The organism is Corynebacterium simulans (genome assembly GCF_001586215.1).
GTDB lineage: Bacteria > Actinomycetota > Actinomycetes > Mycobacteriales > Mycobacteriaceae > Corynebacterium > Corynebacterium simulans.
On the sequence record NZ_CP014634.1, the window covers coordinates 2,085,571 to 2,100,491 of the forward strand.

At 56.9% G+C, this 14,921-nt stretch carries 24 protein-coding genes and 1 pseudogene; 24 read left to right on the forward strand and 1 reads right to left on the reverse strand.

Translation table 11 applies throughout. The features are described 5' to 3' along the window. Positions 1 to 27 precede the first annotated feature (27 nt). The 5 genes and pseudogenes from WM42_RS09730 to WM42_RS13715 all read left to right on the forward strand — a co-directional run. Positions 28 to 453, forward strand: a complete 426-nt coding sequence (locus tag WM42_RS09730; protein WP_062037658.1) for a hypothetical protein — start codon at positions 28 to 30, stop codon at positions 451 to 453. 60 nt (positions 454 to 513) lie between these two features. Continuing rightward, positions 514 to 726 carry a hypothetical protein gene (locus WM42_RS09735; RefSeq protein WP_145915056.1) on the forward strand — a complete coding sequence of 71 codons (213 nt, stop codon included), beginning with the start codon at positions 514 to 516 and terminating at the stop codon, positions 724 to 726. A gap of 5 nt (positions 727 to 731) precedes the next feature. Next, positions 732 to 1,166: a lipoprotein gene (locus WM42_RS09740; protein WP_062037664.1), complete on the forward strand. Its 435-nt coding sequence runs from the start codon at positions 732 to 734 to the stop codon at positions 1,164 to 1,166. Between the two features lie 66 nt (positions 1,167 to 1,232). Then, a complete protein-coding gene (ssb, locus tag WM42_RS09745) occupies positions 1,233 to 1,697 on the forward strand; it encodes a single-stranded DNA-binding protein (protein ID WP_062037667.1) in 465 nt (154 codons plus the stop codon). A 401-nt stretch (positions 1,698 to 2,098) separates the two neighbouring features. Next, positions 2,099 to 2,182: pseudogene (locus tag WM42_RS13715) on the forward strand (WhiB family transcriptional regulator); the annotation flags it as partial. Between the two features lie 66 nt (positions 2,183 to 2,248). On the opposite strand, the gene WM42_RS13720 reads toward WM42_RS13715, so the two are convergent. Beyond that, the gene (locus WM42_RS13720; RefSeq protein ID WP_235591359.1) at positions 2,249 to 2,461 is read right to left on the reverse strand and encodes a hypothetical protein; all 213 of its coding nucleotides are present in this window, start codon (positions 2,459 to 2,461) and stop codon (positions 2,249 to 2,251) included. 200 nt (positions 2,462 to 2,661) lie between these two features. Here WM42_RS13720 and WM42_RS09760 point away from each other — a divergent pair, with 200 nt between their 5' ends. From WM42_RS09760 to WM42_RS09870, 19 genes are all read left to right on the forward strand, one after another. Continuing rightward, entirely contained in the window at positions 2,662 to 3,138 is a 477-nt protein-coding gene (locus tag WM42_RS09760; protein WP_062037676.1) for a RusA family crossover junction endodeoxyribonuclease, read from the forward strand. A gap of 92 nt (positions 3,139 to 3,230) precedes the next feature. Then, positions 3,231 to 3,479: a hypothetical protein gene (locus WM42_RS09765; RefSeq protein ID WP_062037679.1), complete on the forward strand. Its 249-nt coding sequence runs from the start codon at positions 3,231 to 3,233 to the stop codon at positions 3,477 to 3,479. 73 nt (positions 3,480 to 3,552) lie between these two features. Then, positions 3,553 to 3,822 (forward strand): hypothetical protein, encoded by a 270-nt coding sequence (locus WM42_RS09770; RefSeq protein WP_062037682.1) that lies wholly within the window; start codon positions 3,553 to 3,555, stop codon positions 3,820 to 3,822. Between the two features lie 287 nt (positions 3,823 to 4,109). Next, positions 4,110 to 4,475, forward strand: a complete 366-nt coding sequence (locus tag WM42_RS09780; RefSeq protein WP_062037688.1) for a hypothetical protein — start codon at positions 4,110 to 4,112, stop codon at positions 4,473 to 4,475. Positions 4,476 to 4,572: 97 nt separating this feature from the next. Then, positions 4,573 to 4,842, forward strand: coding sequence for a hypothetical protein (locus tag WM42_RS13070; RefSeq protein WP_082787675.1), 270 nt, complete (start codon positions 4,573 to 4,575; stop codon positions 4,840 to 4,842). A 306-nt stretch (positions 4,843 to 5,148) separates the two neighbouring features. Continuing rightward, complete coding sequence (dut, locus tag WM42_RS09790; RefSeq protein ID WP_235591251.1) at positions 5,149 to 5,589, forward strand: dUTP diphosphatase; 441 nt, start codon at positions 5,149 to 5,151, stop codon at positions 5,587 to 5,589. A gap of 96 nt (positions 5,590 to 5,685) precedes the next feature. Further along, a complete protein-coding gene (locus WM42_RS09795; RefSeq protein WP_062037695.1) occupies positions 5,686 to 5,973 on the forward strand; it encodes a hypothetical protein in 288 nt (95 codons plus the stop codon). Between the two features lie 77 nt (positions 5,974 to 6,050). Beyond that, positions 6,051 to 6,311, forward strand: a complete 261-nt coding sequence (locus tag WM42_RS09800; RefSeq protein WP_062037698.1) for a hypothetical protein — start codon at positions 6,051 to 6,053, stop codon at positions 6,309 to 6,311. Between the two features lie 517 nt (positions 6,312 to 6,828). Beyond that, positions 6,829 to 7,149 carry a WhiB family transcriptional regulator gene (locus tag WM42_RS13875; protein ID WP_062037707.1) on the forward strand — a complete coding sequence of 107 codons (321 nt, stop codon included), beginning with the start codon at positions 6,829 to 6,831 and terminating at the stop codon, positions 7,147 to 7,149. A gap of 105 nt (positions 7,150 to 7,254) precedes the next feature. Beyond that, a complete protein-coding gene (locus tag WM42_RS09820; RefSeq protein ID WP_062037710.1) occupies positions 7,255 to 7,446 on the forward strand; it encodes a hypothetical protein in 192 nt (63 codons plus the stop codon). Then, positions 7,446 to 7,889, forward strand: coding sequence for a hypothetical protein (locus WM42_RS09825; RefSeq protein WP_062037713.1), 444 nt, complete (start codon positions 7,446 to 7,448; stop codon positions 7,887 to 7,889). The genes WM42_RS09820 and WM42_RS09825 overlap by 1 nt, the downstream gene beginning before the upstream one ends. 281 nt (positions 7,890 to 8,170) lie before the next feature. Beyond that, positions 8,171 to 8,800: a ParB/RepB/Spo0J family partition protein gene (locus WM42_RS09835; protein WP_062037718.1), complete on the forward strand. Its 630-nt coding sequence runs from the start codon at positions 8,171 to 8,173 to the stop codon at positions 8,798 to 8,800. Next, on the forward strand, positions 8,797 to 8,976 hold the full coding sequence (locus WM42_RS09840; RefSeq protein ID WP_062037722.1) for a hypothetical protein: 180 nt from the start codon (positions 8,797 to 8,799) through the stop codon (positions 8,974 to 8,976). Before WM42_RS09835 ends, WM42_RS09840 begins: the two co-directional genes overlap by 4 nt. Continuing rightward, a complete protein-coding gene (locus WM42_RS13320) occupies positions 8,973 to 9,185 on the forward strand; it encodes a hypothetical protein (protein WP_145915057.1) in 213 nt (70 codons plus the stop codon). The genes WM42_RS09840 and WM42_RS13320 overlap by 4 nt, the downstream gene beginning before the upstream one ends. A 308-nt stretch (positions 9,186 to 9,493) precedes the next feature. Next, positions 9,494 to 9,988, forward strand: a complete 495-nt coding sequence (locus WM42_RS09850) for a helix-turn-helix domain-containing protein (RefSeq protein ID WP_145915058.1) — start codon at positions 9,494 to 9,496, stop codon at positions 9,986 to 9,988. 9 nt (positions 9,989 to 9,997) lie between these two features. Then, on the forward strand, positions 9,998 to 11,239 hold the full coding sequence (locus WM42_RS09855) for a PBSX family phage terminase large subunit (protein WP_062037730.1): 1,242 nt from the start codon (positions 9,998 to 10,000) through the stop codon (positions 11,237 to 11,239). 242 nt (positions 11,240 to 11,481) lie between these two features. Beyond that, positions 11,482 to 13,053 carry a hypothetical protein gene (locus WM42_RS09860; protein WP_062037733.1) on the forward strand — a complete coding sequence of 524 codons (1,572 nt, stop codon included), beginning with the start codon at positions 11,482 to 11,484 and terminating at the stop codon, positions 13,051 to 13,053. Between the two features lie 3 nt (positions 13,054 to 13,056). Further along, positions 13,057 to 14,151, forward strand: coding sequence for a phage minor capsid protein (locus tag WM42_RS09865; protein ID WP_062037736.1), 1,095 nt, complete (start codon positions 13,057 to 13,059; stop codon positions 14,149 to 14,151). A gap of 80 nt (positions 14,152 to 14,231) precedes the next feature. Beyond that, complete coding sequence (locus WM42_RS09870; RefSeq protein WP_062037739.1) at positions 14,232 to 14,909, forward strand: hypothetical protein; 678 nt, start codon at positions 14,232 to 14,234, stop codon at positions 14,907 to 14,909. The last annotated feature ends 12 nt before the right edge of the window (positions 14,910 to 14,921 follow it).

The following is a 14,921-nucleotide window of genomic DNA, read 5'->3' on the forward strand; positions in this document are numbered from 1 at the left end:
CCCCACGCCCGACAACAGGAAAGAAACATGACCACACTCGACGATCTCACGCCCTTGCAGCGCCAGGAATTAATCGGAACATGGGTAGACGTTAAAGGAAGCACACAACTACACATCTACCTGGGCGAGTTCACCAGCAATACCGGTATCCGCCACGGTGCGCGGCTATTCAACCCCACCTACACAGACACCTACGCCGCCTTCGAGGGCTGCACCCCACGCCCTGACCTGCCCCGCGCCTGGGCACCACACGGCAAACCAGCAGCAGGGGAGTGGGAATACGCCGTGCAATACCTGACCCCGGACGGGTGGAAATACAGCCGCCCATCGTGGGAAAATCGCTGGCAGGATAGCGAAGCCGTGCAAGAAGTCCGCGCCCACCGCGACCACCCCGGACAAGAAACACGCCTCGTCCGCCGCCTCGTCTCCCAGCCGGAGGCGATGGAAACGTGAGGTTGCACCTAATGCCGGTAAACAGACAGAAAAATGAAAGAAACGAATATCATGGATTCCATGACCAACGACACTCAAGACCAAGCACTCGAGGATGCGATAGAAGCACACAAAGCAGTAGAAGATCTAAAGCTACAACTTCAAGAGCTAAAAAATCAGCGAACCATGGCAGTACGACGAGCTAAAACAGCAGGCGTACCGATGGGCACCATATCAAAGGTGCTTGGAATTTCACCGACCATGGCGACACTCATTTACAAGAATGAAAGATAACTAGAATGCGTAAAATTTTCTCTCTCGCTCTCATAGCAGCAGCGTGCTCGCTGGCGGCTTGTGGTTCGTCCCCAGAGGCAACCGAAGCCATGCATGAGGCAACAAAAACTACTCATGAGAAGCCGTCCAAGGTTGATCCTGGCGAATTTGAGACCGCTATCCAGGTACTCACCTATCTTCAAACGCAAAATGTCACCTGCAACGACACTGGCAGCACCGAGCAAGGACTCACCTGTAGCACTTCAAGCGTTGCCTATATCGTAAACGGCGGGCAGGACAAGACCACGGTTAAAGCTATGGTTGATGGGGCCTCAACGGTAGAGAACACCGCCGTTATCTATGGCGATAATTGGTATATCACTTGCACTGGAATCACAGCTCCTACAGCTTGCCTGTCTGCCGGTTCGGGCCTTGTTGGGTACGAGAAATCAGGATTCTAAATCATTTTGCGGCGGCTGCAACCGTCGCGGGGCTGACCGCCCCAAAAAATCAGAAAGGATACACTCATGACCATTCAAGATGTCACCATTGTTGGCAATATCTGCTCTGATGTAGAGCTGCGCTACACTCCGCAGGGCACTCCGGTGGCCCAGTTCAATGTCGCGGTGAACGACCGACGCTTCAACAGCGAGACGAACCAGTGGGAGAACGGCGACGCTACGTTCTACCGCGTGAGCGCATGGAAGCAGCTAGGGGAGCACGCCTCAGAAACGCTCGCTAAGGGCATGGAGGTTATCGTCAAGGGCAAGTTTACGGCCCGCAACTACACGACCAGGGAAGGTGTTGAGCGCACCTCGCTGGAGGTGACCGTGAACCCCGGCAAGGGTGCCCTTGGCCCGTCGTTGATGTGGATGGTGGGCAGTATGTCGAAGGCCCAGCAGGGCGGCGGGCAGCAGGCCCAGCAGCAGGACCCGTGGAATAGTGCCCCGCAGGGCGGCTTTAGTGGTGGGGACTCGGAGCCGCCGTTCTAATAGGTGGCCTGCGAATATTTCCGCAGCGGGGGCGCGTGTCGCCCCTGTGTTCTAATAATGCCTTCGTTAGCCGCCGAGAGTGAGGAGACGTCATGCCGCCTACCGTTATTGAGTCCTCTAGTGGCATTGTCCGCGTGGAGTCGTTTACTGATACGACGCCGGGGGATGAGTACGCCGCTGTGTCGCTGGAAGTCGCCGGTGTTCAGGTTGATTTGAGTGCGGATCAGGCTGAGGAGTTAGCGGCCGGGTTGCGGGCGCATGGAGGGTATCTTTCCGCCACCCCCCGTTAGTCTCATCGTGTCCTAGACTGTCCTGTGGGGCTAGGAGTATTGGCACACAAGATCGAACCGTGAACAATAGCTCACGACACAAGAATCCCACCCGCATCACTAGGGAACGTCGTGAAGCCAGCCTGCACCAACACCAAGAACCGAGCATTCATAAACCCCGCCAGAGCACCACACAACAGCATCCAGGCAGCGCTCAAAATGTGCCACCACTGCCCACTCCTCAAACACTGCGCCTCCCAAGCCCTCACCTCCGGCACCAGCCTAAGCGAGGACTGCCGCGCCCCCGCCGCCGATGTCATACAGGCCGGAGTCATCTGCCACGGCGACCTTGACACCGCCTACAAGCTCGCCGCCATAGCGCAGGTTGACGTCCCCGCCTACCTCATCGAGACGACACACCGCGACAACATCGGCGCACGGCGCCCCGACAGGTGCCGCAACTGCGACCGCCCGATGGTGAAGTGGAACCGCCATGAGGAACAACCGGAGGGCTATCAGATGCACTACGCCCGGGGCTTCTGCACCGCCTGCCGCTCCGCATACGCCCAGTGGAAGAAGGACAACCCGACCGAGCAATGCGGGCTGAGGAAGCCGATAGACCGCAAACGCCACTCTGCCCCACCCCGTAAACGAGGGGCCGTCACTATCCAACCGACCTTATTTGAGATTCCAGCATGACCACACCGTTCCTCATGTCCTACCCGGACAGCCCGAAGCACCTGGCGACTATCGAGCTCCCGTGGGAGAAACCGCCGCTGAGCCTGAATGATTCCGCCCCGGCGTCGAAGGGCGCCGTATGGGGGCGTGCTGCGAAGAAGCGGGAGATCCAGCAGGCCGTTCATCTCCTCGCCCGTAACGTCAGAATGCCGGAGGGCATGGGCTATTTGATTGTCCAGCTGCACTATCGACCCCGCGATAATCGGGGCCGGGATACGGATAATGTGGCGGCGTCCGGGAAGCCGATTTATGACGCGCTATCTAGGGGGTCGAAGCAGATTCCCGGCTTGGGGTTGGTGCCGGATGATTTGCCTAGGTTTATGGGGAAGCCGGAGCCGGTCATTTGGCCTGCCGTGAAGGGGCTGAGGGGTCGTATGTGGATGGATTTATGGGTGTGCGAGAGCGCCCCTGAGCCTTACATTAGGGCAGGCTAGAGAGCTCAATTTTACTTTTTGTAAACCGTGATCTATACTTAGATATGTAAGCAAGAACAGCCCCTGCAAGGGCAAGCAGAAAGGAAGAAAAAATGAACACCAAGCTCGCTAACCTCAACACTCTTGGCAAGGAAATCAACTCCACCCAGGAAATCATCATGAGCGCTTTCGAGACCCACATCGACCACATCAACACCGGCAGGCTCATCGCCGAGGTGCCGGACACCGCAGCGCTGAACAAGATGTACGCACGCCGCATCGAGATGGTAAACGAGCTCAACGCCATGGGTGTTGATACCGAGCAGGTCATGGCCGCAGCCAAGGGCAAGCTCAACGACTAGCCCGCGCAAGGTGGGGAGCGCATACCTAAATCACGCTCACACTCCTGCAAGAGTCCAAAGAAAGGAATCACCCATGAACTCCTACACCTGCTACCAAGGCCAACTCGCAGAAGCCCGCATGGCCCCATACGACGAGTACAACTATCTCGTCGAGGTCGTGCTCTGGTGTGAGGACGGAACCGACATCACGCACCAGCTAGTAGTCAGCGCAGCCAGCTCAGACTTCTGCGACCTACTAGAGGGACTCGAAACCGAAGCATACGAAACCGACATCCCAAATTTTGCGGAACTGCTCAAAACTCATGAGCTGGGCGAACTTCACATGATTGACGGCCCACTCTAAACCAGAGCTAGCGCTCATCGGCCGCTAACCGGGTCTACGCCCAGGTAAACGGCAGCGGCGAATGGAACTGGGTCGGGGGCGTTATATCGATGAGTTGCGATGCGTAGCGATGGGACGGGATTAAGCATGAGTCAAGGCACCGCGATAGCCACCTGGACTCTCACATTCGGTGAAGAGAATACCGTCCAGTGGCGTTTGTATCAGGGCGAAGAATTACGGGGGATGTTCATTACCAAAGATGACGCACTCCACTATCTAGACGAAATCAGTAAAGGGACATTTAAGCGATGACTAATCAGAGAAAAGATTTTCACATGACGTCGTTGGAAGCGTGGCAGCAACTTAACCGGGTGGAAGCTGGTGGGCGCGTGCCTCAAGATGTTGCCGTCGCATCGCTAAAAGAGGTAGAGGGCATGCGATATGAGTACGCCGCCCAAGTCTGGCGGCCACTACTCGAAAAGTGGCTATTTGTGGGGTCATATGGATTGTGGGAACGGCCGCGCCGCGCCCGCTGGTACATGCTCCCCACTACCGCCGAGCGCATGGCTATTGAAAGGCACCCGGGCGAGCGGGTGCGGATTGTGGCGCGTGCCTACAGTCAGCCCATCGTCATGAGTGAGGAAGAGCGCGAGGAAGAATGTTTAACTCTCTAATAAACCTGCTATCCGCCTACGCCTACACCCCGGACGGTGGCGTAGCTGACCCTAATCACCCCGTCTACATCCTGCTGTGGGCACTGAAGGTGATGGCATGACTGTTCTCTGTACCCGCACCACTACCATCATGCCACCATATAAACCCCGCGCTGGGGAGGTGCAGCGCGTCAAGGTGGACGGCACCGTAGAATCGTGCACTCAAGCTCGCCGCGACCGCCCCGAACCCGAACACCTCCAATTCCAGGAGCCGGAGCCGGGCCTCTTCCGCCGCTGCCACCAGTTCTACAAGCACGACCACTATGGCGAACCGACTCATCCGAAACCTATGTGGGAAGTCTTCGAACTCTGGTACGAGGAATCATGAAGATAGGCAGCATGTTCGCAGGCTATGGCGGACTCGACCTAGGCCTCATGCAAGTATTCCCCAACGCCACTGCTTGTAGATCATCCCGTGCGTTCCCTACACTCGCGGTTCCCAGAAAGTAAATCGGCCACCAATCCCGAATTTATTGAATGGATTATGGGCCTACCTGCCGGGTGGGTAACTCAAGTGCCGGGGCTTCGACGCACACAGCAAATCAAGGCGTCAGGTAATCGCGTGTGCCCGCAGCAAGGGGCGGCGGCGTTACGCAACATGCTTTTAAGTCAAGAAACATGAAAGGAAAAAATTATGTGCAACAACTCGATTGAAGTTCCGTTTACTCTCGCCCCGGGAGCGCAGCCGCCGCGTCGCGCTCATGCTAGTGACGCGGGTTGGGATCTTTCTCTAATGGTGAATGTGAAGATTCCGGTCAACGGGCACGTTGTGGCGTCTACGGGCGTGTCTGTGGACATTCCTGATGGGTACGTGGGAAAAGTGTTTGTTCGGTCGTCGCTTGGCTTTAAGCGGCACGTAGTGCTTTCTAACGGCACGGGGATCATTGACGCGGGTTACACGGGGGAGATTATGGTGTCGCTTCATAATGAGGGGACGGCCCCGGTGTGGTTGCGCGGTGGTGAGCGTGTGGCGCAGCTTGTTGTGGAGAAACTACCCGTGGTGGGGTTTGTGGAAGTTGAAGAATTAGGCGCTTCGGAGCGCGGCGTTGGTGGGTTTGGATCTACTGGTTTGTAGTGCTTAAACGGCTCAATTTTACAAATTGTAACTGGCGTATTATAGTGATTCATGTAAGCAACAAGGGGCTGCAACCCCAAGCAGAAAGGAAACAAAATGTCCATCATCGTAAACACCACCGCACAGGCCGAATTCCTCTCCAACCTTGACCGCGTAAGCCGCCAGCTGCAGAACGAACTCGAAACCGTAGAACGCGACACCCAGAACTACATGGACGCAATCGCACGCGGCGAGTACTGCCACTTCACCCCGAACTCCTCCAACGTTGAGGCACTCGCAGCAAAGCGCAACGTCCTCATTGAGCTGGCATCCGCCCTGAACCTTGAAGCTGAATGGCTTCAGGTAGCACTGACCGGCAAGTCCGCTTTCTACGAAGTCGCCTAACACCTCACGGGTGGAGAGCGCATACCGCTAATCACACTCACAACGCCCCTGCAAGGGCATCGCAGAAAGGAAATATAATGGCGGACCCATACCTCGCTATCAAGGGCCTAACCGCACTCGCAGAATCGCTAGGATTCAGCATCACCCCCTCAAGCACCGGCCCATACATCTACACCAGCCTAGATACATTCCTCAAGCTGGACACCGAAATCAACGAGGGTTGGGGTTCCGATGAGGAATACAACACCTATTACTTCGATCTAGACAACCCACAGGGGATAGGAGACTGCGCGGCGCTCCTCACCCGCCTAGCCGAGCACCAGCCCGAAACCGTATAAGCGCCTGCAAGCGCGCAACAATCAGCACAGAAAGGAATCACACAATGTTCAAGCGCAAGGGCCGCCACTGGCCTCACAACCTGACTAGCCCACGTCACGCACGGGTGCTCATTGCCGAGAACCGTCCCGCAGAGAAAGGCAACGCGGGGAAGTGACCCACAAAATCACCTACAGAGTGCAGCGCTGGGGCCGAGAAGATGACACCTGGTCATGGTTCGGCGCCAGCGAGCACACCACCCCCAACGGGGCCGTAGAGGAAATGAACCGGATGGAAACACTATTCCCCCGCGACGTGTTCAGAGTCGTTGAATGCCACGTACAGGAGGTTATTTACCGTGTTCCGGCAGCCGACAGGTAAGACCACAGTGTTCTGCGCGGTAGGCGACGACGTCCGTGAAGTCGGCACCTACAGGTCCAAATGGGCCGCAAACTTCCGCGTCCGCATCCTCGCCGAAGCCGGTATTGAGGCGTGGACGAAACCAGAAATTAGAGTTCTATTCAACGAGGCAAATTGCTAATGCGGAAAAAATATCACGATTTTTACCACTGGACTGAGGATGCGAAATGCAGCTCGTTACATCCGGACGCGTTCGATCTTCAAGGCGATAACTGCACACTCGAATCTAAGCGGATTACGGCTCGCAAGATGTGTGAGGGGTGCCCCGTTATCGCGAAGTGTGCCCAGGATGTTTTAGAGAATGATTCCTATGGGCTCGTACGTGCTGGGCTGTGGACTCACGGCTGGATGTGTGGCGGCCCTTTGAACCGGAGCAGAAAGGGGGGCGCGCTAGTGAAAGAGCTCCAATTCATCGCCGCCACCGGCCGCCTTCCGGCATAAGGAGCCGAAAACAGCCCGACTGGCAGACACCAGGGTTCGAGTCCCTGGGCGGGCACTAGCGCCACCTGCAAGCGGCGCACAACCACCAAGCAGAAAGGAACCACCATGAGCATCGAGCAACGCCTTAACCAAGAAGTGCAGGTTTACCGCCTCGGCGACGGGCTTAGCTTCACCCCCACCAGCAAGCACCCTACCGGCGTACTAATCGGCGTCTTCTACCACGAGGGAGCCCAAATCGGCAAGGGGTACCTGACGGTCAACGGCGACCAGTACGACGCGATACTCGGGTGCCACTAATGGCTATCAAAAAATCACCCCTCTGGCACTCACGCGAAGAGTTCGCGGGGCTTCTCGCGGACCACGAGGCCCTAAATTATCTTCGCTCAGCCGAGCACATGAAGCTAGAAATCTGCACGCTTCATCTGCCGCCTCACATCAAACGGAAGGTGCGCGCCGCCGCCGACGAGTGGGGCATCTCCCGGAACGGGATGCTCGTTGAAATCGTGCTCGGCTACCTATCCTCCGACACCCAGTATGTGCCGGAGAACCGCTTAGCAGTGAACGTTAGGACGGCGGCGCAGGGCTCCTACCGGCTGCCTACACCGGCGATTGACCACATGCGGTGGCTTGCCGACGCTAGGGGAATATCAATGTCGCAGCTGACTGCCGACATGGTCGTTGAGTACTTCAACGACTCCGAGACTGAAGATGACGCAGAGGCTGAGGACGATGCGGCATGAGGTACGATGTCTGGTTCAACTTCAATCGGCCAGCAGTCGCTGAGATTAGAGTCCTCAACGGCGACACGATAGAGACAGTGGACTGGTTCTATATCCCCGCTGGTTGTCTCGTAGATAGCCCGTCCAGCCCGGGGGATTGGCATACCTTACGCACGTGGGAGCTGAGGTGGCTGTTTAAGAGTTACGGCTGGCGGCTTATGTCCGAAGGGGATTCTGTGTGGGCCGAGAAACTTTAGCGGGGTTCCGCTGACCGCCATCGGACCCCCATTAACCTCCGTAATATGGACGTAAAGGACACTACGGGCCGTTTAGAGCACCTACCAATAGCTCAGCTTCATCCATACACCCGAAACCCTCGTAAGGGCAGTATTCCGGTAATTAAAGACAGTCTAAAGAGTCATGGGCAGTTTAAGCCTTTGCTAGTCAACATCGGCACTCAAACCGGAGAAGAATGGTCTGTACTGGCGGGCAACCACACGCTCGCCGCCATGCGCGAGCTGAACATGGAGGCCCAGAAGGAAGGTCGAGACCAGCCGCACCTCATGGTCCCGTGCTACGTCATCGACGTTGACGCCACCCAAGCCGCTGAGATTGTCTTGGTGGACAATAGAACATCTGACGAGGCCACCTACAACGATGAAGCCCTCCTCGACCTGCTTGACTGGCTGCCAGACCTCGACGCCACCGGCTACACACAGGAAGATCTCACCGCCCTAGAGGACGCCCTCAACACCACAGAGGAACCAGCTGAGGAGGACGTGACGAACCCCTACGGGGACTTCATCACCATCCGGCTACAACTCCCCCCACACCTCGCGCAGCAATGGCTCACACACACCACCGCGTTCGATAGCGACGAGGAGGCCCTCGAGTACCTCCTCGACCACAACAGCCAGGGGGCGGGCCAGTGAACGTTATTGTCACCTACGTCATCGCCGGAGTCATCCACTACGAGGAGCACGAAAACATCCTCACAGTCACCATAGGGGAGGCTGGGGAGCTCAACATCGTAGACAGCAACGGCGACACCACCCGCACTTACGCCCCCGGCGTGTGGAAGACCGTCGATTACCGAGACGTTTCATGAGCCACACCGACACCACCTGGCTATGCGTCAGCAAACAGGGAGACCGCTTCAACCCGAAGAAGATGGTCATACTCTCCGAACACCGAACCCTCGGCCAGGCAAGAGGAACCGCACCCATCCACGCCATAAGCGGTATCCCAGACGTCCGCCTCGTCCGCCGTGAAACCACCTACACCGCTATGGGATACAGCGACTCTAAAGGCCATTGAAGACGTTTCTAAAACCTGCTTCTACCTGGACTTTTGCAAGAAAAACAACTATACTTAAATAAAGCATACCAACGCCCCTGCAAGGGCATGCAGAAAGGAACAGATAATGACTAACGGTCATATCGAAGTCACTATGGCTACATGTAGCTACAGCGAGTATTCGCCAAAACTTGGTGCAGCTGTGCGCGCTAGCCGACGAATACGTATCCAGTAACACTTAACCCACAAATGTCACAAAAGTGCGCCAAACGACCGTATAGACCACGCAAACGGGACGTAACACCGTAACACTAACGGAAGTAACACATATGGCTAGACAAAAACACATAAGCAAGAAACGACGCGAACGAATGGCGAAAGTTCTCAACCAACGAGAACAAGGATTAACCTATGAACGAATAGCGGAAGAACATGGCATCAGCCGCCCCCAGGCATATCGAGACGTACAAGACGCCCTCAAGGAAATAACGAGAGAGCCAGCAGAGGCAGTAAGAACCATCGAGATACGCCGATGCGAAGAACAACACCTGCGCCTCAACGCTGAACTAGGACGACTACTGAGAAACCTCAACGCGAGCACCAAGGCGGGAGTCTCGCTAGATTTACGGACAGTTGACCAAGTTCGAAGAATCATCGAGACGCAAGACAAGATTGGGCGTACTCGACAGAGGCTTTACGGCATTGACACTGGCATTGTCGTAGACGCCTCGGTAGACGTCACCGCATCAATCAGGGATGCGTTTCAAACTATTATGGAAGCCGATCCGAGCGAGTTTGAAGAAGGCATAGGGTCGGAGACTTAGGAGTAAACAATGGGGCTGTCTGTGCGTCAGAAACTTGCGCTCAACCAGTCCACCGCAAAGTTTAACCTCTGGTACGGCAGCGTCCGATCCTCTAAAACGTATGCCCAAAGATGGGACTTTATATCGCGAATGGCTGACGATAGTCCGGTCGAAGGCGACAGGATCGTCGTCGGCTATTCAACGAACACGCTGTGGAGAAACTTTTTTCAGCCAATCTTCCAGATGGACAGTTATAGGGCTGTGGCGCCTCATCTTCACTACAGCAAAAACGCGCCGTTCGGGTCACTTTTCGGCAAGCCGTTTACAGTTGTCGGCGCGAGCAATGAAAGTAGTGCGGCCTCGATTCAGGGCATGACAGTGCAGGACTGCTGGTGGGACGAGGCGGAGCTGTCACCAGAATCATTCTTTGACATGCTGAACACGCGCCTATCCTTAGACCGATCGCGAGTATTAGCGACCTGCAACCCTGGAACCTCAGCTCACTATCTGAAACGCCGCGTAGTAGACCAAGCAGATGCCGAACGCTACCACGTCGAGAAATTTCTACTCCGAGAGAATCCGGCACTGAGCCGACAGGTAGTTGCAGATCTGGAGTCCACGTTTACGGGGCTCTTTTACCGACGAATGATTCTTGGAGAGTGGGTTGCAGCAGAGGGCGCTGTTTACCAATCGTGGGACGAAGAGGCAATGGTGGAAAAGTCGTCCAAGGTGGAGGAGATTCTTTCAGTCGGGGTTGATATTGGTACCACGCACCCGTCCGCAGGCTATGCCCTCGGCATAGACAGCGACGGGGTACTCAAGATTGTTTCTGAATGGTCACCTAATATCGTCGAGGGCATGTCGGGTACGCTCCCACTATCAGATCATCAATTAGCAGACAGCTTTGAGGCTTGGCTTGAAGAGCTGCCACAACGGCCCCGCTACATGTATGTTGATCCAGCCGCGAAGAGCTTTCGCCAGGAGTTGAAAGTGCGTGGTATCCGCACCTACCAAGCCGCTAATTCTGTTGTGTCTGGCATTAGGACTATCGACTCTTTGTTAACTGGCGGGCAGTTGAAGATCGACAGTTCGTGCATCCAGCTCATTAAAGAGATTCCCGAGTATAGGTGGGACCCCTCGGCCTCGGCACGTGGCGAGGATAAACCTATCAAAGAGAAGGATGACCACTGCGACGCTTTCCGGTACGCCGTGTTTTCATGCAAGCATCTATGGGTTCGACGTGTACGGAAGGCGAAGGCACGGCTCCTCTAAAGTAACTGACCGCAGCCTCAATAGTCAGATCGTTAGGGCCGTGCAAGGGCGTTGTGCCGCATCGCATTCGGGTACGCAAGCCACCCCGCGCCAGCCATGCAGCGGGCCGACAATGGGGCGGATAGGCCACTATCCGCACTCGTTCCCCAATGGCTAGGCTGCGCGCTCCGTCGCCAACTTCGACGGTTGACGGGGGCTGCGCTCTTGCACACCCCGGCAGACGTAGCCAAGGAGGAACACCCATGCCAATGCCAGCCCCGAACACGCCGTGGCCACCCGAGGAGTACGCCCCGGCCCTTGAAGCGATCCGTAGGGATGATGCGTTAATCTCCGGCGACACAGACGTCATTAATGAGCGTCGGGCTAGGCAGTACGGCAGGCCATACACTCACCGCACCCAGTTCAACGGGGGCGTGGTCGGGGCGGCGTCCCGCGCCTTCCTTGGTAAACCGCAGCGCCACACGCCCGACTCATCGCACCTTGTGACGCATCATTTGCCCATCGCCGACGAGCTCACCACAGCCCTAGCCGACTACATGGCGGGCAAACCTCCGCAGGCGAAACTCTCCGTCGAGGATGAGGACAACACGGAGGCTGCCGAGGCTCTAGACCGGCTTGTGTCCTCAGACCGCTTCGCCTCCGACTGGTGGGGAGCCGTATATAGGGCCGGGTCACACGGCTGGGTATATGGCCGCGTGGTATGGAACCAGTCGGTAGACCCGCACCCATGGATTGAATGGGTTGACGCGGATAACGGCATGGCCGAGTTTGAGAACGGACGGCAGACAGCAATCCTATTCTGGGACACGTACCAGCACGACGACGACTATTTCCGCCTCCTCCAGCGGCACACACCCGGCCAGATTGAATACCAGTTGTTCAAGGGCTCAGGCAGTGGTCTTGGCCAGCCGGTGCCGTATGACGAGATACCGGAATCCGCATACCTCATGGAGCTGGAGGGCCTACGGGAGGGCACCGTCCTGCCAACCGGGTCGGAGCTGATTACCGCCGACATGCTGGACAACTACAGGCCCCGCCACACCTGGAGGCAGAAGAAACTACTGCGCTACTACCACACGTCGGACGTGGCGCGGGCCGCCGGAATCTTCGAGAACATCGACCACAACTGGTCGCAACTCCAGCACGAGGTTGAGGCGGCCCGGGGGCGTCTCTTCGTCTCCGAGGAACTGCTAGACAGTGACGGCCCTGGGCAGGGCTCGTATCTAGATTGGTTCCGCGACGTCTACAAGGCGTCAATGAATGGAAACATGGACGAGAAGCCAACCTTCGAGCAGATCCAGTTTGACATGCGTGTCGAGCAATACCTCACACTCATCGACTCCGGTATCCGTAAGGCGGTATCTGCGTTGGGCCTATCGCCCTTCACTGTAGACATGGATGCGCAGGCAACCGGCGACATGACGGCGACTGAGACCCGGGCCCGCACCCGCCGCACCCGTGCCACCGCCGACACTAAGGGCCGCCACGAGCGCGCCCACCTCTCTCACATCCTCACCGCCTACCTGCACATGGACGCCCTACTGAACGGCTACACACCGCCAACGAAGCCCGTGGTGGTGTCCCTCCCAGACCAGATAGAGGTGTCGGAGCAGGAGCTGACCGGAAGTGTTACCGCTATTTATACATCTGGCCTGATGTCTCTACATGCTGCGATTACCAAATTGCACCCCGAGTGGACCCCCGAGGAGGTGTTGGCAGAAGAGAACCGAATCAATAAGGAACGTGCCGCAATCATGCCAGAAGATCCTCTGCTTAATCTTGCAGAAGATATGCCTATTAGCCCAGGTGAATAAACCATGACGGACGAACTTGAACGTCAGGCAATGCGCCTCAGTATTTTGTTTGAGGAGGCTGGCTTAATCGCGCTTCGAGAGCTTTCGGAGGCCTTAAAGCGCGGTAACTGGAATGATGTACACCATGTGCTGAAGCGTGATAAAGAGTTGCGAAGGTTGTCGGCCCGAATAGCGCGGGTTATGAATACCGCTTCGCAAAAGTCATCCTTAGTCATCGACCAGTTGGCGATGGAGGAATACAGCCAGGCTATTGAAGAGGTTTTTAGCGAGGTTAACTTCGCTAGCACCCCTTACCCTACGTATGCTGCCATTAACACGGTACAGGCCCTCTCAGGCACAGCTACGGCCAAGATTGCTTCTACTACTCTGCAAGTTGTTCGTGATGTAACAGATGTTTACAGGTCGATCACTACGCAGACAGTGCAGTCTGCGATCATTGCCGGGGTTGACCATAGGACGGCAATGAGGCACGCCCTCAACCAATACGCAGATCGCGGCATCACCGCATTTGTTGATAGGGCCGGGCGTAGGTGGTCGCTTGACTCCTACGTGGACATGTCTGTGAGGACGATGCGGAATCAGGCCACCCAGGAGGGGCACCTATCCGGCTATGAACAGGCGGGTGTTGAGTTGGTGCGCGCTTCGTGGCATACGGCCTCGGCGCCGCAGTGCTACCCGTTTCAGAATGAACTTTTGGCGATCTCGGGCGGGGCAGGGGTGCGGGAGATGGTAGACCCAGCTACAGGCAATAAAGTCACCGTGACGGTTAAGGACACGCTGAGGGGTGCTATCAGCAAGGGGTATCACCATGTGAACTGTCGGCACCGCGATACTGCCTACACTCCCGGCGACCCAACACCACAAGTGCCAATGGACAGCCCGGCTGAGAACAAGCGCAAGTACAAGGCGACCCAGAAGCAGCGGCACATGGAGCGGCAGCTACGCCGCTGGAAACGCCGCGAAGCCGTAGCCCTCTCCCCGCTTGATAGGGACACTGCCCGCGCCAAAACCAAAGAGTGGAACCGGCGCATCCGGGAGCACGTCAACAATCACGAGCACCTCACCCGGTGGTCGCACCGCGAACGACCGCGCAGCTGACCGCACACACAATTCCCTCATGATGTGGGGCAGTGGCAGACCAGGAGTTACCACAAAGCAACCATACGAAGGGACACCGCATGTCAGACACCACCGCCTCCGTCACCGACGAGCAGAACACTGAGAACGCCACCCAGCAGCCGGGGCAGGAAGAAGGCCAGGAGCCCACCAGCCCACAGCACAACGAGGAGGGGGATGACCGTATCTCCCAACTCAACGCTGAGGCCGCGAAGTGGCGTACCAAGTTCCGCGAGCAGGAAAAGGCGACCGCCGAGTTCGAGAAACGCCAGCAGGAAATTGAGCAGCAGTTCGAGTCCTACAAGCAGAACCTGGCTAAGGTCATGGGCCTCGCGGAGGAGGAAGACGTCGAGGACCTTGGCAAGAAGTACCAGGAGCAGGCTAAGGCCGCCGACGAGCGCTACAACCAGCTGAGGCAGCGGGTAGCGCTCACCGAAGCGGTACAGAAGGCCAAGGCCGACCCGGATCTGACTGTCCCCTTCATTAAGGGCGGTGAAGCATTCAACGCCCTTGACCCGTCCGCCGATGACTACGAAGCCCAGGTGGCTGAACTCGTCTCGGAGACGGTGGCAGCAACCCCGAAGCTGCGCGCCCAGGTGGCGCCCGCATCTTCCGGTAACGCTCCGACACCATCCGAAAACAGTGGCTCCCGCAGGCTCACCGTAGAAGACCTGGACAACATGTCCCCTGAGGAAATCTACGAGGCGCGTAAGGCCGGGAAGCTAAACCACCTATTCTAAGGAGATACGCGC